The organism is Catenuloplanes nepalensis (assembly GCF_030811575.1).
Classification (GTDB): Bacteria; Actinomycetota; Actinomycetes; order Mycobacteriales; family Micromonosporaceae; genus Catenuloplanes; species Catenuloplanes nepalensis.
This window is the reverse complement of the sequence record NZ_JAUSRA010000001.1, coordinates 2,910,731-2,931,830: the sequence shown is the minus strand read 5'-3', so window position 1 is coordinate 2,931,830 and position 21,100 is coordinate 2,910,731. Positions and strand designations below refer to the sequence as shown.

Genomic DNA, 21,100 nt, shown 5'->3' with positions numbered 1-21,100 from the left:
CAACCGGCGGGCGACGGCGCGCACATCGGACCGGGATCCGATCCCGGCGCGGGTCTCGGACCTGGGTCCGAGAACTACAGTCGATGCGGTGAAGCCCCGCCGCACGCTCTCCCCCGCGCTGATCGTCGCGGCCGTCACGTGCGCCGTGCTCGCGACCGCGATGTGCACGGTCGGCGTGTCCGGCCCGCTGGCGCGCGTGCTCCCGGCCGTGATCGTCGGCGGTGCGGTCGGCGCCGCGGTCTGGACGGTGCGGCGCGCGCGTGCCGACCGGGCCGACTACGAGGCGCGGCTGACCGCGTGGGCCGCGTCCGAGGCGGTGCTGGCCGAGCGGCTGCACATCGCGCGCGACCTGCACGACATCGTCTCGCACGGGCTGGGCCTGATCACGGTCCGGGCCGCGGCCACCCGGCACCTGCCGAAGCCGCCGGAGGTCGCGGAGGCACTGACCGACATCGAGGAGGCCGGCCGGCAGGCCACGGCCGAGCTGCGCCGGATGCTGGGCGTCCTCCGGTCGGCGGCCCCGCTGACGCCGGTGGACAGCCTCGACGACCTGGCCTCGATCGCCGCCGACGCCGAGCGCACCGGGCTGCGCGTGGACCTGGACGTCGGCGAGGTGGCGACGGTGTCGCGGGGCGTGCAGGTCGCGGTGGCGCGCACGGTCCGCGAAGGGCTGGCCAACGCGGCCCGGCACGCGGGACCGTCCGACGTGCGGGTCCGGGTGCACCGGGACGGCGCGCACGTGGTGGTGACGGTCGCGGACGCCGGTCCCGCGCCCGGCTGGCGGGCCACGCCGGGCGCCGGTCACGGGCTGGCCGGGCTGCGCGAACGGGTGGGCAACCTCGGCGGCGCGCTCAGCGCGACGGAGGTCGACGGCGGGTTCCGGTTGACCGCCCGCATCCCGGACCCGGCCGCCTCGGACCGGGCCGGACGTTCTGACTCGACGGACATTCCGGACGCTGCGGTATGACCCGGGTGCTCCTCGTCGACGATCAGCCACTGCTGCGGCGCAGCCTCGCCATGATCATCGACAGTGATCCGGCGCTGGAGGTGGTCGGCGAGGCCGGGGACGGCACCCAGGCCGTCGTCCGCGCCCGCGCCACCCGGCCGGACGTGGTGCTGATGGACGTGCGCATGCCGCACCTGGACGGCCTGGAGGCGACCCGGCGGATCTGCGCCGACCCCGCGCTGACCGGGACGCGCGTGCTGGTGCTGAGCATGTTCGAACTCGACGAGTACGTCTGGCGGGCGCTGCACGCGGGCGCGTCCGGTTTCCTGCTCAAGGACGCGCGGCCGGAGGACCTGATAGACGCCATCCACCGTACCGCCGAGGGGGTCTCGCTCTTCGCCCCGTCCATCCTGACCCGGCTGGTCACGCACTACGTCGGCACTCCCGGGCCCGGCCGTCCGGCGGCGGCGCCGCGCGGTCTGACCGCGCGCGAGGTCGAGGTGCTGACACTGATCGGCGGCGGCCTGTCCAACGACGAGATCGCCACCGCGCTGGTCATCTCGATCAAGACGGTCAAGACGCACATCACCCACCTGCTGGCCAAGCTCGCCGCCCGCGACCGCGCCCAGCTGGTCATCGCCGCCTTCGACACCGGCCTGGTACGCCCGCGCGGCTAGCCCGGTGGCCCGCCATCCACGAACCGCGATCCGGGCGTCCTTCACGTCGTTCTGACGACCTGAATGGCGTCTGGATCACCTGAAGGGCCGGACGGCTGGCGCGTGTGTCGCAACCGGATCGCAACCGGGATGCACCGGGGCTGCCACCGGCGGGCCGCACCGTGTCGGTTCGGAGAAGACCACGCGAAGCTCGCCTCGCGAGGCGCTGGCTCGGGTGTTGGACGACCACACCTGACCCGGCGGGCCGGTTGATCTAGGGTGGGAACGTGACCACTGACGCCTCGCGCCCGCGCATCGGTTTCATGTTCGATCGGGATCGGCGGCCGGAGGAGCTGGCCGGGTTCGCCGCCACGGTGGAGGAGCTGGGCGCCGATGATCTGTGGGTGGTGGAGGATCTCGGCTGGACCGGTGCGATCAGCGCGGCCACCGTGGCGCTCGCCGCGACCCGCACGCTGCGCGTCGGGATCGGGATCGCGCCGGTGGCGCTGCGGAATCCCGCGGTGCTGGCGATGGAGCTGGCCACGGTCGCCCGGATCTACCCGGAGCGGCTGGTCGCCGGGCTCGGTCACGGCGTGACCGCGTGGATGCGCCAGGTCGGTGCCGCGCCGGCGTCGCCGCTGTCCCGCCTCGGGGAGTCGATCGTCGCGACCCGTGGGCTGCTGGCCGGCGAGACGGTCACGCTGCACGGCCGCGAGGTGACGATCGACGGCGTGAAGCTGGTCCACCCGCCGGCCGTGGTCCCGCCGATCGTCACCGGCGTCGTACGGCCGAAGTCCCTTGAACTGTCCGGCCGGGTGGCGGACGGGACCATCGTCGCGGAGGGCAACGGCCCGGACGAGCTGCGGGCCGCGACCGCGCACATCGCGCGCGGCCGGGCCACCGGTGACCGCCCGGCGCACGAGTTGATCGTCTTCGCCTACCTGCACGTCGGCGACGACCCGGCGAAGGCCGCGGCCGAGACCGGCGAGATGGTGGCCGGTCAGGCCGAGTGGCTCGGCGTGCCGCAGGAGGAGCTGTTCACGCTGATCGGCCCGGCCGCGGACATCCCGGCCAAGGTGGCGGCCCTGCACGCGGCCGGCGCCGCCACGGTCGTCCTCCGCCCGCTCGGCGCCGACCCGGACACCCAGGCCCGCACCGCCCTGGAAGCCCTCCGCATCGCCTGACGACCCAACCCGAAGGGCGTCAGCGGCCCACTCCTCGGCGAGCAGTTCCTAGGAGCGGATCCGGTCGGCGGGGTCGTGGGTGATCACCGTTGACCGAATCATACTTGGCCGGTGGGGTTGAGCGGCATTGTGCGCCGGGGCTGCCCCACCCCGGTTGCCCCCGCCCTCTAGGGTGTGACCAGCCCGGGGAGATCCTGCCCGGGCCGGAGGGAACGGGGCCATGGATCAGATGGACATCGCGGCACGCATGCGTCAGGTGCAGGAGGTCGTCGCGAACGCGAGCGCGGAGCTGACCAGCGAGGACCACGAGGTGACCGTGGTGGCCGGGCCACGCGGCGCGGTGCGGTCGGTGGAGCTGAGCCCGCGCGCGTTCCGGCTCACCGGCGCCGAGCTCGGCGAGCTGCTGGTGCGCACGATCCGCGCGGCGAACGCGCAGGTGGACGCGGAGATCCGCACCGCACTGACCGGCACCTCGTCGCTGGGCCCGCCGGCGCCGTCACTGAGCGAGCTGCGGGCACGGCTGCGGCAGGCGCCGCGATGAGGGCCTTCGAGAACCAGGAGGAGGTGCTCGCGCTCATCGAGCGCGTGCGCGAGCAGAACCAGCGCGACATGGCCCGGGTGGAGGCATATCTCGCCGAGGCCGACGGGCTGACCGGCGAGGGGTTCTCCGAGGACGGCAGCGTGCGCGCGGAGGTCGACGAGGACGGGCTGGTGTCCCGGCTGGACATCCCGGACTCGGCACTGCGGCGCGGCTCCCACCTCTCCGAGATGATCATGGTGGCGATCCGGGAGGCACAGGCCGACCGGGCACTGAAGGTGGCCGAGCTGGGCCAGGGAATCAACGGCGCGCAGACCGCGGAGCGGGTGCGTGACGTGATCCCGGAGCACATCCGGGACCGGATCGCGGAACGCAGGAGAGGAGACGGCCGTGGCTGACGGCGTCATCGTCCCGACCGACAAACTGACCAGCACGGCGCAGGTGCTCAAGGGCCTGAGCACGAGCGCGAGCGAGATCCAGACCGCGATGGCCGCGGCGGATCCGCCGGGCGTGCTGTGGGGCGGGCTCGGGCTGCTGTTCGTGAACTACTACAACGGCAAGGCCGACGAGGTACGGGAGCACGTCGGCATGATCGCCGAGGCGTTCGACTCGCAGCACGGCGCGATCACGGCGAACGCGGACGCGTACACGGAGCTGGACCAGGCGCTGACCGACGCGTTCAACCGCTTCCAGCAGAAGCTGTCCGGCGGCGGTGGCAAATGACGCAGCCCGATCCCGCACCGCAGGCGCCGCCGACACCGCCGGCACCGAAGCCCCCGGACACCACCGGGACCGACGCCTACATCAGCAACGACGACAAGCCGGACAGTCAGTACGCGGGCGGCGTGTTCGACACCGATCCGGCCTCGGTCCTGCCGTTCGGCGAGGCGGTCAAGAACACGGTCAGCGGCATCCCGGCCGGCATCAACGAGGGCGACTGGTCCGACCTGTACTCCGCGGCCGCGGACCTCGGCGGCAACGCGCTCTCGTTCTACCTCGACCCGCTGAACTGGCTGATCTCGGCCGGCCTGACGTTCCTGATCGACTTCGTGCAGCCGCTGGAGGACCTGCTCAGCCTGTTCACCGGCAACGCCGAGCGGATCGAGCCGTACGCGAAGAAGTGGGAGGAACTCGGCACCGCGCTCGTCCCGCTGGCCGCCGCGGCCCGGCAGGCCGCGGACGACGACCTGATCGAGTGGCAGGGCAGGGACGCGGACGCCGCCAAGGCACGGCTGCACCAGTTCGCGGACGCGGTCGAGGCGACCGGCGGCGAGGCCTCGTCGATCAACGGCATCCTCACGCTCTTCTCCAAGATCATGGGCGCGGCGCAGCAGATCATCATCGGCATCATCGCCACGCTGATCGAGTGGATGATCATCGAGTGGGGCCTCGCGATGGCCGCCGCGGTCCCCACCGCCGGCGCGTCCGTCGCGGCCGCGGGTGTCGCGACCGGCGTGCAGGCCACGGTCGCGACCAGCCGCGCGGTCCGGATCGTCGACAAGGTCGTCTCGCTGCTGCACAAGATGGGCGCGGTGCTGCAGAAGGTGCTGCCCGCGGTACTCAAGGCCAGGGTGGGCGAGAGCGTCCTGGAGTTCACCCGCAGGGGGATCGGCGCGGCCGCGCCCGCCACGCTCTCCACCGTCGCCCGGATCGCCGGTGACGTGCTCGGCGACCCGGCCAGCTACGGTGGCCCGGTCGTCAACAACACCGCTACCGGCGTCTGGAAGAACGCGGCGGCCGACAAGCCGGACATGTCCGAAGAGGAGATCGAGGCGGCGCTGGACGTGAACAAGTGAACCCGTTCGAGGCACCGAAGCCGTTCCCCGGCACGCCCGTCCTGCCGTGGCCGCAGGGCTCGCCACCGCCGCCGCTGCCGCCGGGCAAGGCCGGTATAGCGATCCGGGTCCGGCGAGCACGGTTCGACACCCCGAACTTCCACCGGGCGCGCGTGGTCGGTGTCGACGACCAGCCGCTGTGGCACGGCCTCGACCGCGCGGTCGCCGTGACCGACCCCGGCTCGCACCTGGTCGAGGTCCGCAACGACACCGGCGCCGAGTCCGTGCGCCTGGTGCGGGCGACGGCCGGCGAGATCACCGAGTGGCACATGTGGAGCCCGGCGAGCGCCGGCCGGGTGCCCGGCGTCCTGGTACCCGCCGGCAGCCCGCGCCGCCGCCCCGGCGCCGGGCTGTGGGGCTTCTTCGCCGGCATGGCAGCGCTGGCCGCCGGCCCGCTGCTGCTGGCGCCGGAGACCCGCGCCGGCCGGATCGCGATGGTCTTCTACATGCTTCTCATCGTGCCGGTCACGATCGTCGTGTGGAGCCGGGCGAAGGCCGCGATCGACCACCGCTACCGGGTGGCCGCCTCCACCGAGGCTCAGGCGCCGCCGGCCGACGCCGCGTTCCTGGCACACGGCGACGTCCCGCCCGGCCTGGCCGGCACCGGCCACGGCGTCCTGCTGCTCACCGGCGACCTGCGGGTGAGCTACACCCAGGACGGGCGCGACGTGCTGGTCCGCCCGGTCACCGACCCGAACGCGTGGGTACCGTGGCCCACGCTGACCATCGACGGCACCGCCCGGCCGTTCGCCTGGCACAACTGGGCCTACCGCCTGCCGCCGGGTCCGCACGAACTCCTCGTCACGCCCAAGCCCCCGGCACACACCGGCGCAAACCCCACGATCACCACCACGCCGGTACGCGTGCGCGTCGACATCCGCCCCGGCGAGACCACCCACCTGCGCCTCACGGTGCACGCGACCGTCGCCGTCGTATCCGACCCGCCGGCCCCGGTCCACACCACGTCCCTCACCGCGTTCACCGCCACCGTCGAGTCGGCCCCACAGCACTGACCCACCCCGCACCCGCCGCATGATCCAGGCGTCCCCCGTGCCGCTAGAACGACCTGGGGGACGCCCCGATCACGGGGGCGGTAGACCAGCGGTGCTGGGCGCGGCGGGGGACGCGCGGGGTCGCGGCTCTTTGGGGACCAGCGACGTCACCGGCTCCGCCGCGGCGGCCGGAGCGGAGCGCTGGCGGAGTCGCAGGCCTCAGCGCGGTTGGCCGGCTGCACCACGCCGGAAGCGGGAAAGCACCCTTTGAGGGCTTCTTCTGGGTCGGCCTTACCGCCGGATGGTTCTGGGTTTCAGCGGGTGACGATGTCGAGGGTACGGGCGCGGTCGCCGAACGGCATCAGCACGACGTCGGTGGCGCCCGCGTCGCGGAGGCGGTCCAGCGCGCGGGCGATGACGGTCTCGTCGCCGGCGACCACCGTGTCCGCGAGACCCGTGAGGCCCGCGCGGCTCAGCGACGCCCGGTAGGCCGGAAGCGCGTCCGCCGCCGCGAAGTCGCGGGCGATCCGGTCGCGGGCCGCGTCCGGATCGGTGGTCAGCGCGACGACCAGGCCGACCACGATGCGGGCGCCGTCCGGCTGGCTCGGCGCCAGACGCTCGGCGACGATCTCCGGCGTGACCCAGGTGGCGACCACGCCGTCCGCCAGCTCGGCGGCCAGCGCGAGCATCCTCGGGCCGAGCGCGGCCAGCAGCAGGTCCGGCGGCGGCGCGGTGATCGTGAGTCCGTCCCGCTCGCCGCGCAGCAGCGGGCGCAGCGTCTCCAGGTAGTCGCGGGTGTGGCCGAGCGGCGACGCGTAGGAGTAGCCGAGCTGCTCGATGTACCAGGCGTGGCCCGGGCCAACGCCGAGCGCGAGCCCGCCGGCGGCCGCGGACAGCGTCATCGCCTCGGCCGCGATGGTGGTCGGGTGACGTGGATAGGTGAGCACGACCGCGGTGCCGACCTCGGCCGGGCGTTCCCGGAGCAGGGCCAGCAGCGTGAGCGGATCCCACCCGCCCGGCATCTGGCCGGTCCAGAAACTGTCCAGACCGCGGCGGGCGGCGTCGGCCGCGGCGGCCACCACGTCCGCGGGAGAGTCGGCGAGGAGCAGGCTGGTTCCGATGCGCATGAGCCCATCCCAGCCGTTGTGCGCGGCGTGATCGATGGCCAAGGTCGCTCGGCAGCGATCACTTTCCGTGATAGATGAGGAGGGTGGAACTGAAAGCGCTGCGCTACTTCGTGACCGTCGCCGAGGAGCTGCACTTCGGGCGCGCGGCGGAGCGGCTGCACATCGTCCAGCCCGCGGTCAGCCAGCAGGTGGCCCGGCTGGAGCGCGAGCTCGGCGTGCAACTGCTGGAAAGGACATCCCGGCGGGTACGACTGACGCCGGCCGGCCTGCGCGTGCTGGCCGCGGCCCGGGAGACGCTGGCCGCCGCGGCACGGGTGCGGGTGGTGGCCGGCGCGGGCGCGGCCCGGCTGCGCGTCGGCGTCGAGTCATGCGTGACCGACCGGCTCGACCGCGCGGTGAAGCGGCTGCGCGAGGGCGACCGGCCGACCGAACCGGTGCTGATCGACCTGCCGATGCCGGCCCGGCTGGACGCGGTCCGCGGCGGTGACCTCGACGTCGCGCTGGTCCGCGGCACCGTGACCGCGCCGGGCCTGACCGTGGCGCGCGCCTGGTCCGAGCCGCTGCACGTGGTCGTGGCGCGCGAGCACCCGGTCGCCGGCCAGGAAGCGGTCCGCTTCGGCGATCTCGACCCGGACGGGCTGCGCCTGCCGGGCCGCCACCACGACCCGGGACTGCTCGACGCGATCATGGCCGCGCTTCCGGCGACGCTGCCCCGCCGGCCGGCCGGCGACCCGGTCAACGTGCTGTTCGAGGTCGGCTCGGACCCGCGCACCTGGACCGTCCTGCCGGCCGAACACCTGGCCGCCGCCCGCACCGCCCGAATCCGCACGCTGCCGCTCGACCCACCCGCCATGATCGACGGATACGTCGTCACCGCTCCCGCCACCCCGCCACCGTGCGTACGATCCTTCGTCGCGGCATTCGCCGATCGGCCGGACCCGGTCGCGGAGGCCGCGGACGGCGATCCGCCAGGAACGACGGGACCGACGTCGGCACGGCGGACGGGCAGTGGCGGCGACGTCGCGCGGTTCGGCCAGGCCCGGCGCCGTGGCAACCCCGGGCCAAGCCGTTAGGATCTTGCCGGTGAGCGGGACGGAGCGGGTGCTCGCGTGGGTGCGGACGTTGCCGGCCGCGGCCGGGCGCACCCGGGTCGTCGCGGTCGAGGGCCGCTCCGGCGCCGGCAAGACCGGCCTGGCCGGCGCGCTCGCGGACGCGCTGCACGCGCCGCTGGTCCGGATGGACGACCTCTACCCCGGCTGGGACGGCCTGCGCGGCGGCGTCGAAGCGCTGCACGACTGGATCCTCGCACCGCTCGCCGCCGGCCACCCGATCCGCCGGCGCAGCTGGGACTGGGCCGCGGACGCGTACCGTGACTGGGAGCCGTTGACCGTCGGCACCGACCTGGTCGTCGAGGGAGTGGGCTGCGGGGCGCGCGCCCTCGCACCGTACCGCAGCGGCCTGATCTGGATCGACGCCCCCGATGACGTGCGGCGACGCCGCGCGCTGGAGCGCGACGGCGAGGCCTACGCGCCGCACTGGGAACGCTGGGCGCGCCAGGAGGACACGTTCTACGCCGCGAACCGCGTCCGCGCGAACGCGGACCTGATCATCGACAACAGCGGCGGTACGGCATCGGGACCGCCGCTGCCCTGAACCCGGACAGCGCCCGCCGCCGTGGTCGCCGGGGACCGGAGGTTCGCACCGCGAGCACCGCGCCGATCGCCGCGCCCGCCCGCCCGATGGACGCCGGCCGCACCGGGCGCCTGCCGTCGGCACCGGGGCCGGACAGTCCGTTGCGCCGCGAGAGGCCGATTGGCACTCTGCGGTGGTGAACACGAAACCTCCCGAGCTCTACATCGCCGCGGATGTGGAGGCGGACGGGCCGATTCCGGGGCCGTACAGCATGATTTCGCTCGGTCTTGCCGTGGTGGGGCACCCGGACCGCGGGTTCTACACGGAGCTGAAGCCGATCTCGGACGAGTTCGACCCGAAGGCGCTCGCGGTGTCCGGCCTTGATCGCGACCGGCTCCTGCGGGAGGCGCCGACCGCGGCGGCCGCGATGCACGCGGCCGCGGCCTGGATCGACGGGCTGCGCCGAATCGGGCGGCCGGTCTTCCTGGCGGCGCCCGCGGTGTGGGACGGCATGTTCGTCCACTGGTACTTCGTGCGGTTCGTCGGCCACAACCCGTTCGGCGGCACCGGATCCGGCGTCGACCTGCGCAGCTACTGGATGGGGCGGACCGGCTGCGACTGGTCGGAGACCCGCAAACGGGACATCAAGCGTGCGGTCGGCCTCGGGGACCTGCCGCACACCCACCACGCCGGCGAGGACGCCCGGGAACTGGCCCAGCTCTTCGAGGCGGCCCGGCGCCCGGCACGCTAGCCGGGCGGGAGACGCGTCGAGGTCGTCACAGCCAGCCGCGGTGGTGTGCGACCCGGACCGCGTCGACCCGGGAGCGAGCGTCGAGTTTGGTCATGATGGTGGACAGGTAGTTGCGGACGGTGCCCCGCGAGAGGAACAGCTCGGCCGCGATCGCCCGGCTGTCGAGCCCTCGATCCACGGCGCGCAGGATGTTCTGTTCGCGGGCGGTGAGCGGGTTGGGTCCGCGGCGCAGCGCGTCCGCGGCGAGCTGCGGGTCGATGACGATCGACCCGGCCGCGACCGCCTTGATCGCGTCGATGAGCCGAGCTCCGGTCGTGGCCTTGACGAGGTATCCGGAGGCACCGGCCAGCAGCCCCTGGTGCAGGTGTCCGCTGCCCGGCAGCGCGGTCAGCAGGATGACCCTGCATTCGGGATGTCCGGCGGTCACCAGGCGGGCCGCCTCGATGCCGGTGGCGCCGGGCATGTCCACGTCCAGCAGTGCCACGTCGGGACGGTGCTTCTCGACGGCCGGCAGCACGTGGTCGCCACGGCCGACCCGGGCCACCACCTCGAACGCGGGCTCGGTGCTGAGCAGGGCTTCGAACGCCTCGGCGACGAGTTCGAGATCCTCGGCGATGAGCAGCCGGAGCGGTGACCCGCTCATGACCCGACCGCCGCCCGGCCGGCCGGCGGCGCGGACCTCGCGGCGGCCCCGGCACCCTCGGCACCGTCCGGCCCCACCTCCCGCGAGACCGGCGGTTCCACCTCGCGCGGGACCGACAGATGCGCCTCCGGCGCGACCTGCGGATCCGTCTCGCGCGCGACCGACAGATGCGCCGTGGCCTGCGGGATCCGCGCGACGACGCGGAACTGGCCGTCGGGGGTCGCCTCGGCCGTGAGCACGCCGCCCACTGCCGCGACCCGCGCCCGGATGTCGTCGAGCCCGGTGTGGGCACCGTCGGCGGCCGGCGGGACGACCCCGTTGTTGACGACGGTGACGACGACGGCCCCGGCCTCGTGCCGCACGCCGATCCGGCACCAGGTGGGCCGCCCGTGCTTGAGCGTGTTGGTCACCGCCTCCCGTACCACCGCGGCCAGGGTTTGATCGACGACGTGGTCGTCGACCGCGACCGCGTCGATCTCGGCCCGCACCCCGAGCAGCTCGAACAGCTCGCGGGCGCCGGCCAGCTCGTCGCCGAGGCTGATCAGCGCGGGCCCGCTGGTCAGGGCCCGGAGCCGGGCCTGGCCGTCGATGACCAGCGACTGGAGCGCGGTGAGCTGGGTGCGGCAGCGTTCGAGGTCGGTGTCGAGCAGCCGCAGCGCGGCCTCGTTGCGCAGCGAGACCGCGACGAGCGTGCGGCCGAGCAGGTCGTGCAGCTCACGCGAGATCCGCAGGCGCTCCTCGTCGACCCGGGCGCGGGCCATCTCCTCCCGGGTCCGGCGCAGTTCGTGGAGCACGACGCGCAGCCGGGTCAGGACATAGAGGCCGAAGCCGCAGACGATTACCATCGCGACGACGCCGACCATGAGAACGGCGGGGGTGCCGTCCGACTTCGCCAGCAGCAGGATCACGTCGGCCGTGCCGAGCAGCGCCACGGCCAGCCTCCCCCGCCGGCTGGTGGCGACGAGCAGCGTCGCGCCCAGGGCCAGCGACAGCATCACCCAGACACTGCCCAGGCCGAGGATCACCAGCGAGGCCACCACCTGGATCCACACGAGCACCGTGATCCGCCGGTCTCGCAGACCCCGGCCGATCAGGATCTCGAGCCGCAGGTAGCAGCCCGCGATCACGAAGCTCAGCGCGTCGCAGAGCAGCTCGGCCGGCACCGTCAGGTCCCCGCGCCGGCGCTGCGCGAAGGCCTGCCCGATGCCGTTGAAGAGCATGAGCAGGACGAGCAGCCACACGCCCACGACGGCCGCGATCTCACCGGAGGCCGTCGATCGGCTCCAACGGAACATCCGACGTCCCCTCAGGATCTCTGGCCGGTTCGCGGGTCACGATAGCCGCTCGGGGTCCTTTGATGACAGGTGTCATGCCGATGCGCTGACGCGCGACCCTGACGCCGGCCCGGCCCGGATTCCTACAGTGATCAACGTATCGACGATGGAACACAGAGGAGCCGGTATGTCCAAGGTCATCAACACGAAGAGCCCGGTGTTCTGGGTCGTCGTCTTCGCCGGCGCGGTCCTTCCCACGCTCGCCCTGCACGGGATCGCCCAGGTGGTCGCGACGCTGCTCGTCGTCGCCTTCGTCGTCACCGGCTTCGTCCTCGCCCGCCGGCAGCAGCGCGCGGCCACCGCCGCCGAGCCCCGCTGATCCGGCAGAACGGGGCGGGCCGTGACGGCCCGCCCCGTTGCGACGATGCGGATCCGGTCAGAAGGCGGCGAGGACCGAGCCGTTGTACTTCTGGGCGATGAAGTCCTTGACCTGCTGGGAGTGCAGGAGCTTCTCGAGCTTGACGATGCGCTCGTCGGTCTCCTCGCCGGTGCGGACCACGACCAGGTTCGCGTACGGGTTGTTCTCGCCGGTCTCCAGCGCGAGCGCGTCCGTGGCCGGGCTGAGGCCGGTCTCGATCGCGTAGTTGCCGTTGATCACGGAGATCGCGGTGTCCTCGAGGCTGCGCGGCAGCTGGGCCGCCTCCAGCGCCTCGAACTTGAGGTTCTTCGGGTTGCCGGTGACGTCCGCCTCGGTGGCCTTGACGCCGACGCCGTCCTTGAGCGTGATCAGGCCGTTCGTGGCGAGCAGGTTGAGTGCGCGGCCGGAGTTGGACGGGTCGTTCGGGATCGCGACCACGCCGCCGTCCGGGACCTCGGTGAGCGCCTTGACCGTCTTGGAGTAGACGCCGAGCGGCTCGATGTGCACCGGCTTGAGCGGCGTGAACCGGTATCCCTTGGACGCGACCTCCTCCTCCAGGTACGGGATGTGCTGGAAGTAGTTGGCGTCCAGCTGCTTGTCCTGGAGCGCGGTGTTCGGCTGGATGTAGTCGTTGAACTCGACTATCTCGATCTTCAGGCCCTCCGCGGCCGCCAGGTTGTCGCTGACGTACTTGAGGATCTCCCCGTGCGGGACCGGGCTGACGCCGATCTTGAGCGTGTCGCTCGCGGAGCCGCTCTCCGAGCCGGAGTCGTTGCCGCAGGCGGCCACGCCGATCAGAAGCGAGGCGGCCGCGGTGAGCGCGACGAGGGTGCGACGCATGACAAACAACCTTCCGTTGTACGGATATTTGTGGATAAAACCGCCGAGGGGAAACGCGGGCCGATCCGCGGCGAGACGGCCGGCCCGGGCCCGGGGCTCAACGGTGGGACAGCCGGCGCACCACGAGGTCGCCGAGGCTCTGCACGGCCTGCACGAACAGCACCAGCACCACCACGGTGGCGATCATCATCTCGGTCTCGAAGCGCTGGTATCCGTACCGGATGGCCAGGTCTCCGAGTCCGCCGCCGCCCACGGTCCCGGCCATCGCGGAGTAACCGACCAGCGCGATGATCGTGATGGTCAGCCCGGCCGCCAGGCCGGGACGTGCCTCGCGGAGCAGCACCTTGTAGACGATCTGCCACCGGGACGCACCGGCCGCGATCGCGGCGTTGACGACGTCGCGCGGCACCTCGCGGATCGCGGTCTCCACGATCCGGGCGAAGAACGGGATCGCGCCGATGGTCAGCGGCACGATCGCGGCGTCCGTGCCGATCGTGGTCCCGACCACCAGGCGGGTGAACGGGATGACCGCGACCAGCAGGATGATGAACGGCAGCGACCGCCCGACGTTGACGATCAGGCCGAGCACCAGGTTGACCGGCGGCGCCGACAGCAGCCCACCGCGCTCGGTCAGCACCAGCAGCACGCCGATCAGCAGCCCGCCGAGCGCGGTGATCGCCGTGGAGATCCCCACCATGTAGGCGGTCTCCCACAGTCCCTCACCGAGCAGCGGCCACATGTCTTCCCAGGTCACGCCGGATCTCCCGTCTCATCAGCGCCCGCCACCCCGGCCGAGGCCCCAGCATCCGGCGCACCGGCCGAAGCCGCAGCACCCGCCCCACCGGTCGAAGCCGCGACGCCCGCAGCCCCGACGCCCGTCGCGCCGGCTGGAACGCCGGAGCCCGCTATTTCGGTGGGAATGCCGGTCTCCCGCAGCCACGCCAGCGCCGCGCGGTTGTCGTCGGCGGAGCCGGGCAGCACCAGGCGCAGCCGGCCCGCGCGCGTCGCGGCCAGTTCCTCGACCGTGCCGCCGAGGATGCGCACGTCCGTCTCGAAGCGGCGGGCCAACTCCGCGATCAGCGGCCGGTCCGCGTGGTCGCCGCTGACCGTCACGTCCACCACGGTCTGCCCCGGCAGCTCCGGCGCCGGCCCGAGCCGCAGCAGTTCCGCCGCCAGCTCCGAGCCGGGCCGGGCCAGCACCTCCGCGATCCGCCCCGACTCGGTGAACCGCCCGTCCCGCATGATCGCGGCGGAGTGGCAGATCCGCTTCACCACGTCCATCTCGTGCGTGATCAGCAGGATGGTCAGCCCGAGCCGCTTGTTCAGATCCGACAGCAGCGCCAGGATCGAGTGCGTGGTCTCCGGGTCGAGCGCCGAGGTGGCCTCGTCGGAGAGCAGCACCTTCGGGTCACCGGCCAGCGCGCGTGCGATGCCGACCCGCTGCTTCTGCCCGCCGGACAGCTGCGCCGGGTACGCCCCCGCGCGCCCCTCCAGCCCGACCAGTTCCAGCAGCTCCGCCACCCGCGCGGCCCGGGTTGCCCGCGACACCCCGGTCACCTCCAGCGGAAACGCCACGTTCCCGGCCACGGTCCGCGAGCTGAGCAGCGCGAAGTGCTGGTGGATCATGCCGATCCGCTGCCGTTCCCGGCGCAGCCGCCGCTCCGGCAGCCCGGTCAGCTCGACGCCGCCCACGGTGACGGTGCCGGAGTCGGGCCGCTCCAGCAGGTTCACGCTGCGCAACAGCGTGCTCTTGCCGGCACCGCTGCGCCCGAGCACGCCGTAGATCTCGCCCTCGGCGACGTCCAGCGAGACGCCGTCGAGCGCGGTCACGGCCCGGCCGCGCCCGCGGTAGACCTTGCGCAGGTCTCTGATGCTGATCACTGATGAGTCCTGAGGTAAGGGGTGATGGGCGCTCGCCACGATACACTACTTGCCCGATAGGGTTTGCATACTTTCAACCCGGAGTGACGGGCGACTCACCAGAACCATCATCCCGGGCCGCGATCCCGCGATCCGGCCACCCCGCGAATCTGTGCGCTGCGTAACATGCGCGAAATGATCGATCGTGGTTGAATGCATCATGTTCGATGCGATGCGGGTCGGTGCACTGGCGTTCGCCGCGATCATCGGAAGCGGGCCGGTTGCCGCGCCGGTGGCCGGACCGCCGCTCGGCGCCACGACCACGTTCCTCGACCATCGCGCGCTGCTCGGTGACGTTCCCGAGCCCGGGTGGTACGAGGCGAACATCCCGTTCGTGGACCTGCCGGACGAGGAGATCGAGGACACGTACTACTACCGGTGGCGCACGTTCAAGGAGGCGCTGAAGTACACCGGGCCGCGCGACGGCTGGATCGCCACCGAGTTCCTCGGCCCGGTCGGCTACTCCGCGCCGTTCGGCGGCATCAACGCGGCCGCCGGCCACCATGTCTACGAAGGACGGTGGCTGCGCGACCGCCGCTACCTCGACGACTACCTGGACTACTGGCTGACCGGCTCCGGCGCGGGCCCGAAGCCGGCCACCGAGGCACTCAACTCCGACACCACGGACTGGGCGCATCAGTACAGCTTCTGGGCCGTGGACGCGGCGGTCGCGCGGGCCGAGGTGACCGGCGACTGGCGGTTCGTGCTGGACCGGCTGCCGCAGCTGACGAAGCAGTACGAGACGTGGAAGGCGAGCCACTTCGACGCGGCCCGCGGCCTCTACTGGCAGACGCCGGTGTGGGACGCGATGGAGTACACGGCCGGTTCGTACCAGACCGAGGACCCGTACCACGGCGGTGACGGCTTCCGGCCCACGCTCAACGCCTACCAGTACGGCGACGCCCGCGCGCTCGCGGAACTGGCCCGCCGCGACGGCGACCCGGCGGCCGCGCAGCGATACGACGCCGAGGCCGACGCGCTCCGGGCCCGCGTTCAACAGCACCTCTGGGACCGCGACTTCTACAAGCACGTGCAGCGCGACGCCACCACGCCGATCGCGGACCGCGAGCTGATGGGCTACGTCCCCTGGTACTTCCACCTGCCGCCGCCCGAGCACGCGTCGGCGTGGGCACAGCTGACCGACCCGCAGGGCTTCGCCGCACCGTTCGGCCCGGCGACCGCGGAGCGCCGCAGCCCGTGGTTCATGCACGAGGCCCAGCACGGCTGCTGCCGTTGGAACGGCCCGAGCTGGCCGTTCGCCACCAGCCAGACGCTGACCGGGCTCGCGAACCAGCTGATCGACTACCCGGCACAGTCCTATGTCGACAAGCGGGACTACCAGGACCTGCTGCGCCGGTACGCGCTGACGCAACGCAAGAACGGCGCGCCGTACGTCGCGGAGGCGCATCACCCCGACGAGGACCGCTGGCTCTACGACGGCCGCGGCCACAGCGAGGACTACAACCACTCCACCTTCACCGACCTGGTCCTCTCCGGCCTGCTGGGCATCCGCCCGCAGTCCGGCGACACCGTGCGGATCGCGCCGCTCAACGACTACCGGCACTTCGCGGTGGAGAACCTGGCCTATCACGGCCACGACCTGACCGTGCTCTGGGACTCCGACGGCACCGCCTACGGCCGGGGCGCGGGCTTCCGGGTCTTCGTCGACGGCCGCCAGGTGCTGCACCGCACCACGCTCGGCGACGTCACCGTCCCGGTAGGACCGTCCATCATGGGCGGCCGGCCGGAGCGGATCGACGACGCCGCGAATCCGCGGGAGACCGGCTACCCGGCCGCGCGCGCGTCGTACACCTGGCAGGGCGACAGGCCCGCGGACGCGATCGACGGCCAGGACTTCCACCTCGACGTGCCGTCCACCCGCTGGACCAACTACGGCACCCCGCACGCGAGCGACCACCTCGAGGTCGACCTCGGCGCCGCGACCGTGGTGTCGGACGTGCGGATCGTGTTCTACGACGACGGCGGCGGCGTCCGCACTCCCCCGTCCTATACGCTGCAGCACCAGGCCGCGGACGGCAGCTGGCAGAACGTACCCGGGCAGACGCGATCTCCGGCGCAGCCGCTGGGCCGGGACGTGAACCGGATCCTGATCGACCCGCCGCTGACCACCGACCGGCTGCGGATCGTGGCGCCCGGCGCCTTCGGCATCACCGCGTTCCAGCTGTGGCGCGCACCGGACCCGCGCCTGACGGTCACGCTGCCGGAGACGCTCGCGATCGACGCCGGCGAGGAGGTCACGGTCCGCGGCCGGATCACCGCGTCGGCCTCCGTCCCGGACGCGCGGATCAGCCTGGCGGCACCGCGCGGCTGGACCGTCACCGGGAACACCGACCGTGCCCGCCCGCTGCGACAGGGGCAGACCATCGAGACCACCTGGCGGGTACGGGTGCCCGCGGACGCGGATCCGGCGGCCGGGCTGCCGCTGCGCGTGCTGGCCCGGACCGGCGCCGGGATCAGCTCCGCGCTCACCACCACGGTGTACGCGTTCGGCCCGGCCGACCACCCGGTCACGCCGTCGTAACGACGCCTGGATCGCCAGAAGGGCCGCCGCGCGGTTGGAGCCTGTGTCGACGTGGGAGACGGGCTGCGGCCGTCATGGGACGGTGCGGAACACCGGGATCTCGCGGGCCGCGGCCAGATATGAGGCGCCGCCGGTGTATCCGGTGCCGCCGGTCTCCGCGCCCAGCATGCGCACGGCCAGCCGGTGGTGGGTACGGCGCCACACGTCCACGGACGCGGCGAAGTCCGCCATCGCCGCGGCGACCGCGACGCGCGCCTCCCGCGGCAGCGATGCGGCCCGGTAGGCCTCGTCCACCGAGGGCAGCCCGGTCGCCACCAGCTCCCGGACCTCCGGCACGTGGTCGTAGGCGGCCGAGCCGAGGCGTGCCGCGTCCGGCCGGCGGGCCAGGCTCTCCATCAGTTTGTAGTGCCGGGACTGAATCGCGCTGGCGCCCTCGGTCCACTGCCGGAACCGCCGGAACGCCTCCACCCGCATCGTCGCCACCGCGGACCACAGTGGACTCACCTCGCGCAGCAGTGCGGCCCCGTGCCGCAGCGCGTCCTCCGCATCGCCGGCCGAGCCGCCGGTCAGCCCCGTCGACGCGCGTTCGAGGTCGCGGGCCAGCGCGGCGAACGCGGTCTCGAACGTCTGGAGCACCCGGATGAACAGATGCTCGTCGTGCACGACGTCGACCGGCAACACCGTGCAGCGCAGCATCAGCCGCTGGTCGCCGGTCAGGTGCGAGTCCGCGGCCGCCCACACCGCGCGCGCCTCGGCCCGCACGCCCGGCGCCACCACCGGCACCACCCAGCCGAGCCGGTTCAGCACCGGCCGGATCACCCGCAGCCCGTGCCGCAGCCGCTTCTCCACCAGCGCGTCGTCCGGCGGCAGCACCGGCAGCGGACCGGCCGGGTCGGCCGCCGCGTCCAGTTCGAAGCGCATCAGGTCGGCGACCAGCAGCGCGGTGAGCAGGTCCCGGTCCCCGAGGTGCGGTGCCAGCAGCGGCAGTGCCAGGTAGGTGCGGTAGTCGTAGGTGCCGTCCCGCTTGTCCAGCAACACGTCCAGCAGCGCCAGGAGGCCGCCGGTCGCGCGCGGGCGGGCGTCGGCCAGCGCGTCCAGCAGCCCGCCCGGAACCAGAGCCTTACCCCATCGCCGGTACGCCGTGAGCACCGCCGCGTGGGGGAACTCCCCGCCGCGCGCGGTCCACGCCCGCACGGCCACGATCTCCGGGCTCGTGCCGGAGTCCGGCTGCGGTTCACGCGTGATCGTGGCGCTCACGACCCGTACCCCCGGGTGATCTCGGTCCTGATCTGCCACAGGCGGGGGAAGAGCTTCTGCGCGATCAGGCGGGCGAGCGTGTCGACCGGCGTGCCCTGGGTGCCCAGCACCGCATGCCCGATGATTCTCGTGGCGATCTTGTAGTGCTCGGTCCGCCACAGCGCGATCCGTTCGTCCAGCGCGACGAGCGCTTCCGCCAGGCGGTAGGCCGGCACGGTGGGCTCACCACGGTAGAGCGTGCCGAGATCGGTGCCGTCCGCGGCCAGCCGGGCCTCGAACTCGCGGCCCAGCCGGCGCGCGGTCCGGCGCAGTCCCTGCCAGCCGGGCGACTCCGCACCGGATCCGTTGCCCAGTGCGGGACGGATCCGGGCGAAGTCGGCCGGTGTCAGGTGGCGCAGGACGTCCAGCTGCTCGGTGATCAGCCGCAGCGCGGTGGTGGCGCGCTGGACCAGCAGCTCCGCGTGCCCCACCTCGCCACCGGCAACGTGCGCCGCGGCCCGGTCCAGCTGTGCCGCGGCCAGTTTCAGCCACAGCTCCGTGCTCTGATGGGTGATCTGGAAGAGCAGCTCGTCCGGGTGCGCCCACTGGTCGGCAGTGCGTTGCAGAGCCAGCAGCTCGTCGGTGCGCATGTATCGCACGTAGTCGTTGATTCCCTCGCCAGGCAGCACGGGTCCACTTAGGTCAGTCATCACGCCCGAACCATATCGATCAATAAACGATCTCGGAACGTGATTTGCCTATCACTCTCGGTGCGGCTTCAATGTTGTGCTAGACGAGATCATCCGGGACCATCAACCGGTCGCCGGTCAGGAACCGAGGCGTCGGTATCGGCGGATCGCCAGGGGCGCGAAGACCGCGATGAGCAGCAGCGGCCAGGCGATCGCCAGCAGCAGCGCGTGCTCGGCGGCCCAGGAGTCGCCACCGACACCGGGATTGCCGAAGAGTGCACGGGCCGCGGCCACGGTCGCGGAGATCGGGTTCCACTGCGAGATCGCGCCGATCCAGGACGGCATCAGCTCCGGCGCGACGAACACGTTGGAGAGCGCGGTCAGCGGGAACGCGAGCGGGAACACGATCACGGAGACCGTGTCCGGGTTCTGCACCAGGCTGCCCAGCCAGATGCCGACCCAGGTGAGCGCGACCCGCAGCAGCAGGATCAGGCCGATACCGGCCAGCGCGAACGCGATCCCGCGGTTCGCCTGCCAGCCGACCAGCAGACCGCAGACGATCAGCACGGACATCTCCAGCAGCGCACGGACCAGGTCGGCGGCGCTGCGACCGGCCATCAGCGCGGACCGCGCGGTCGGCATCGACCGGAACCGGTCGACCACGCCGCGGTTGATGTCGACGGAGACCGCGGTCGCGGTCGCGCCCAGCCCGTAGAGCATCGTCATCACGAACACGCCCGGGATCAGGAACTCCCGGTACGTGTCGCCGGAGACCGCCATGCCGGCACCGAACACGTAGCCGAAGACCAGCGTGAACATGATCGGCAGGGAGAAGTAGAGGACGATCTCCTCCGGGGCGCGGGCCACGTGCGTGAGGTAACGGCCGGTCATCACGCGGGCGTCGCTGAACGTGTGGCTCATGCCTGGTGTCCCGTCAGGTTCAGGAATACTTCGTCGAGCGTGGGGCGGTGGACGCCGAGGTCCACCACGGTGATGCCGGCGTCCTGCAGCGCGCGGGCCGCGTCGACCAGCGCGGCCACCCTGTCCGTGACCGGCACCCGGATCCGGCGCGTGTCCGGGTCCACGTCCGCGTCCGCCGCACCGAGGATCGCGGCCGCGTTCGCGAGCACGTCCGGGTCGCGGACCACCACCTCGAGGCGGTCCGCGCCGATCACCGACTTGAGCGCGTCCGGCGTGCCCTCCGCGACCACTCGGCCCGCGTCGATCACCGAGATCTGGTCGGCGAGCTGGTCCGCCTCCTCCAGGTACTGCGTGGTCAGCAGCACCGTGGTGCCGTCCGCGACCAGATCCCGGACCGCCTGCCAGACCTGGTTGCGGCTGCGCGGGTCCAGGCCGGTGGTCGGCTCGTCCAGGAACAGCACGGACGGGCGGCGGATCAGGCTCGCGGCCAGGTCCAGGCGGCGCTGCTGACCACCGGAGTAGGTCTTCGCGGATCGGTGCGCCGCGTCCGTCAGGCCGAAGCGCTCCAGCAGTTCGTCGGCGCGGCGCCGGGCGTCCCGCGGGCCGAGATGATGCAGGCGGCCGAACAGGACCAGGTTCTGCCGGCCGCTGAGCAACCCGTCGACCGCGGCGTACTGGCCGGTCAGCGAGATCCGCTCGCGTACCGTGCCGGGATCCTTGGTCACGTCCGCACCGGCCACGACGGCCCGGCCCGCGTCGAAGCGCAGCAACGTGGCGAGGATGCGGACCGCGGTGGTCTTGCCGGCGCCGTTCGGGCCGAGCAGCCCGTGCACGGTCCCGGCCGGGACGTCGAGGTGGAAGCCGTTCAGCGCGGTCGTCCGCGCGAAGCGTTTGTGCAGATCCTCAGCGAGGACCCCGGTCGTTGTGGTCATGCCGGTGATCGTGGCGGCCCGCGC

23 protein-coding genes are annotated in these 21,100 nt (G+C 72.7%); 13 read left to right on the top strand and 10 right to left on the bottom strand.

What is annotated here, in order from left to right; all coding sequences use genetic code 11:
• Nucleotides 1-88: 88 nt before the first annotated feature.
• The 8 genes from J2S43_RS12410 to J2S43_RS12375 all read left to right on the top strand — a co-directional run bounded on the left by J2S43_RS12410 (nucleotide 89) and on the right by J2S43_RS12375 (nucleotide 6,172).
• On the top strand, nucleotides 89-967 hold the full coding sequence (locus tag J2S43_RS12410) for a sensor histidine kinase (RefSeq protein WP_306829088.1): 879 nt from the start codon (nucleotides 89-91) through the stop codon (nucleotides 965-967).
• Nucleotides 964-1,623, top strand: a complete 660-nt coding sequence (locus tag J2S43_RS12405; protein WP_306829087.1) for a response regulator — start codon at nucleotides 964-966, stop codon at nucleotides 1,621-1,623. The genes J2S43_RS12410 and J2S43_RS12405 overlap by 4 nt, the downstream gene beginning before the upstream one ends.
• A 266-nt stretch (nucleotides 1,624-1,889) precedes the next feature.
• Nucleotides 1,890-2,786 carry an LLM class flavin-dependent oxidoreductase gene (locus tag J2S43_RS12400; RefSeq protein ID WP_306829086.1) on the top strand — a complete coding sequence of 299 codons (897 nt, stop codon included), beginning with the start codon at nucleotides 1,890-1,892 and terminating at the stop codon, nucleotides 2,784-2,786.
• A 220-nt stretch (nucleotides 2,787-3,006) separates the two neighbouring features.
• Nucleotides 3,007-3,327 (top strand): YbaB/EbfC family nucleoid-associated protein, encoded by a 321-nt coding sequence (locus J2S43_RS12395; RefSeq protein WP_306829085.1) that lies wholly within the window; start codon nucleotides 3,007-3,009, stop codon nucleotides 3,325-3,327.
• The gene (locus J2S43_RS12390) at nucleotides 3,324-3,722 is read left to right on the top strand and encodes a YbaB/EbfC family nucleoid-associated protein (RefSeq protein ID WP_306829084.1); all 399 of its coding nucleotides are present in this window, start codon (nucleotides 3,324-3,326) and stop codon (nucleotides 3,720-3,722) included. The genes J2S43_RS12395 and J2S43_RS12390 overlap by 4 nt, the downstream gene beginning before the upstream one ends.
• A complete protein-coding gene (locus J2S43_RS12385; RefSeq protein ID WP_306829083.1) occupies nucleotides 3,715-4,047 on the top strand; it encodes a hypothetical protein in 333 nt (110 codons plus the stop codon). The genes J2S43_RS12390 and J2S43_RS12385 overlap by 8 nt, the downstream gene beginning before the upstream one ends.
• Nucleotides 4,044-5,120, top strand: a complete 1,077-nt coding sequence (locus J2S43_RS12380; RefSeq protein WP_306829082.1) for a hypothetical protein — start codon at nucleotides 4,044-4,046, stop codon at nucleotides 5,118-5,120. The genes J2S43_RS12385 and J2S43_RS12380 overlap by 4 nt, the downstream gene beginning before the upstream one ends.
• Nucleotides 5,117-6,172, top strand: coding sequence for a hypothetical protein (locus tag J2S43_RS12375; RefSeq protein WP_306829081.1), 1,056 nt, complete (start codon nucleotides 5,117-5,119; stop codon nucleotides 6,170-6,172). The genes J2S43_RS12380 and J2S43_RS12375 overlap by 4 nt, the downstream gene beginning before the upstream one ends.
• Before the next feature lie 293 nt (nucleotides 6,173-6,465).
• Here J2S43_RS12375 and J2S43_RS12370 read toward each other — a convergent pair whose 3' ends face one another.
• Complete coding sequence (locus J2S43_RS12370) at nucleotides 6,466-7,278, bottom strand: LLM class flavin-dependent oxidoreductase (protein WP_306829080.1); 813 nt, start codon at nucleotides 7,276-7,278, stop codon at nucleotides 6,466-6,468.
• Nucleotides 7,279-7,361: 83 nt separating this feature from the next.
• Here J2S43_RS12370 and J2S43_RS12365 point away from each other — a divergent pair, with 83 nt between their 5' ends.
• From J2S43_RS12365 to J2S43_RS12355, 3 genes are all read left to right on the top strand, one after another.
• Entirely contained in the window at nucleotides 7,362-8,351 is a 990-nt protein-coding gene (locus tag J2S43_RS12365) for a LysR family transcriptional regulator (RefSeq protein WP_306829079.1), read from the top strand.
• A 10-nt stretch (nucleotides 8,352-8,361) separates the two neighbouring features.
• Nucleotides 8,362-8,931 carry a nucleoside/nucleotide kinase family protein gene (locus J2S43_RS12360; RefSeq protein ID WP_306829077.1) on the top strand — a complete coding sequence of 190 codons (570 nt, stop codon included), beginning with the start codon at nucleotides 8,362-8,364 and terminating at the stop codon, nucleotides 8,929-8,931.
• Nucleotides 8,932-9,106: 175 nt separating this feature from the next.
• The gene (locus J2S43_RS12355) at nucleotides 9,107-9,661 is read left to right on the top strand and encodes an exonuclease (RefSeq protein ID WP_306829076.1); all 555 of its coding nucleotides are present in this window, start codon (nucleotides 9,107-9,109) and stop codon (nucleotides 9,659-9,661) included.
• Between the two features lie 25 nt (nucleotides 9,662-9,686).
• Here J2S43_RS12355 and J2S43_RS12350 read toward each other — a convergent pair whose 3' ends face one another.
• Nucleotides 9,687-10,304 (bottom strand): response regulator, encoded by a 618-nt coding sequence (locus J2S43_RS12350; RefSeq protein ID WP_306829075.1) that lies wholly within the window; start codon nucleotides 10,302-10,304, stop codon nucleotides 9,687-9,689.
• The gene (locus J2S43_RS12345) at nucleotides 10,301-11,599 is read right to left on the bottom strand and encodes a sensor histidine kinase (protein WP_306829074.1); all 1,299 of its coding nucleotides are present in this window, start codon (nucleotides 11,597-11,599) and stop codon (nucleotides 10,301-10,303) included. Before J2S43_RS12345 ends, J2S43_RS12350 begins: the two co-directional genes overlap by 4 nt.
• Nucleotides 11,600-11,765: 166 nt before the next feature.
• Here J2S43_RS12345 and J2S43_RS12340 point away from each other — a divergent pair, with 166 nt between their 5' ends.
• Complete coding sequence (locus J2S43_RS12340) at nucleotides 11,766-11,957, top strand: hypothetical protein (protein WP_306829073.1); 192 nt, start codon at nucleotides 11,766-11,768, stop codon at nucleotides 11,955-11,957.
• 57 nt (nucleotides 11,958-12,014) lie between these two features.
• Here J2S43_RS12340 and J2S43_RS12335 read toward each other — a convergent pair whose 3' ends face one another.
• The 3 genes from J2S43_RS12335 to J2S43_RS12325 form a co-directional block, all read right to left on the bottom strand.
• Nucleotides 12,015-12,836 (bottom strand): MetQ/NlpA family ABC transporter substrate-binding protein, encoded by an 822-nt coding sequence (locus tag J2S43_RS12335; protein ID WP_306829072.1) that lies wholly within the window; start codon nucleotides 12,834-12,836, stop codon nucleotides 12,015-12,017.
• Nucleotides 12,837-12,933: 97 nt separating this feature from the next.
• A complete protein-coding gene (locus J2S43_RS12330; RefSeq protein WP_306829071.1) occupies nucleotides 12,934-13,590 on the bottom strand; it encodes a methionine ABC transporter permease in 657 nt (218 codons plus the stop codon).
• The gene (locus J2S43_RS12325; protein ID WP_306829070.1) at nucleotides 13,587-14,717 is read right to left on the bottom strand and encodes a methionine ABC transporter ATP-binding protein; all 1,131 of its coding nucleotides are present in this window, start codon (nucleotides 14,715-14,717) and stop codon (nucleotides 13,587-13,589) included. Before J2S43_RS12325 ends, J2S43_RS12330 begins: the two co-directional genes overlap by 4 nt.
• Before the next feature lie 211 nt (nucleotides 14,718-14,928).
• Between J2S43_RS12325 and J2S43_RS12320 the strand changes: the two genes are divergently transcribed.
• Entirely contained in the window at nucleotides 14,929-17,298 is a 2,370-nt protein-coding gene (locus tag J2S43_RS12320) for an MGH1-like glycoside hydrolase domain-containing protein (RefSeq protein WP_306829069.1), read from the top strand.
• Nucleotides 17,299-17,370: 72 nt separating this feature from the next.
• On the opposite strand, the gene J2S43_RS12315 is transcribed toward J2S43_RS12320, so the two are convergent.
• The 4 genes from J2S43_RS12315 to J2S43_RS12300 all read right to left on the bottom strand — a co-directional run bounded on the left by J2S43_RS12315 (nucleotide 17,371) and on the right by J2S43_RS12300 (nucleotide 21,076).
• Entirely contained in the window at nucleotides 17,371-18,555 is a 1,185-nt protein-coding gene (locus J2S43_RS12315; RefSeq protein ID WP_306829068.1) for a tryptophan 2,3-dioxygenase, read from the bottom strand.
• Nucleotides 18,552-19,244 carry a tryptophan 2,3-dioxygenase family protein gene (locus J2S43_RS12310; RefSeq protein WP_306829067.1) on the bottom strand — a complete coding sequence of 231 codons (693 nt, stop codon included), beginning with the start codon at nucleotides 19,242-19,244 and terminating at the stop codon, nucleotides 18,552-18,554. Before J2S43_RS12310 ends, J2S43_RS12315 begins: the two co-directional genes overlap by 4 nt.
• Nucleotides 19,245-19,361: 117 nt before the next feature.
• Nucleotides 19,362-20,144: an ABC transporter permease gene (locus tag J2S43_RS12305; protein ID WP_306829066.1), complete on the bottom strand. Its 783-nt coding sequence runs from the start codon at nucleotides 20,142-20,144 to the stop codon at nucleotides 19,362-19,364.
• Nucleotides 20,141-21,076: an ATP-binding cassette domain-containing protein gene (locus J2S43_RS12300; RefSeq protein WP_306829063.1), complete on the bottom strand. Its 936-nt coding sequence runs from the start codon at nucleotides 21,074-21,076 to the stop codon at nucleotides 20,141-20,143. The genes J2S43_RS12305 and J2S43_RS12300 overlap by 4 nt, the downstream gene beginning before the upstream one ends.
• Nucleotides 21,077-21,100 lie beyond the last annotated feature (24 nt).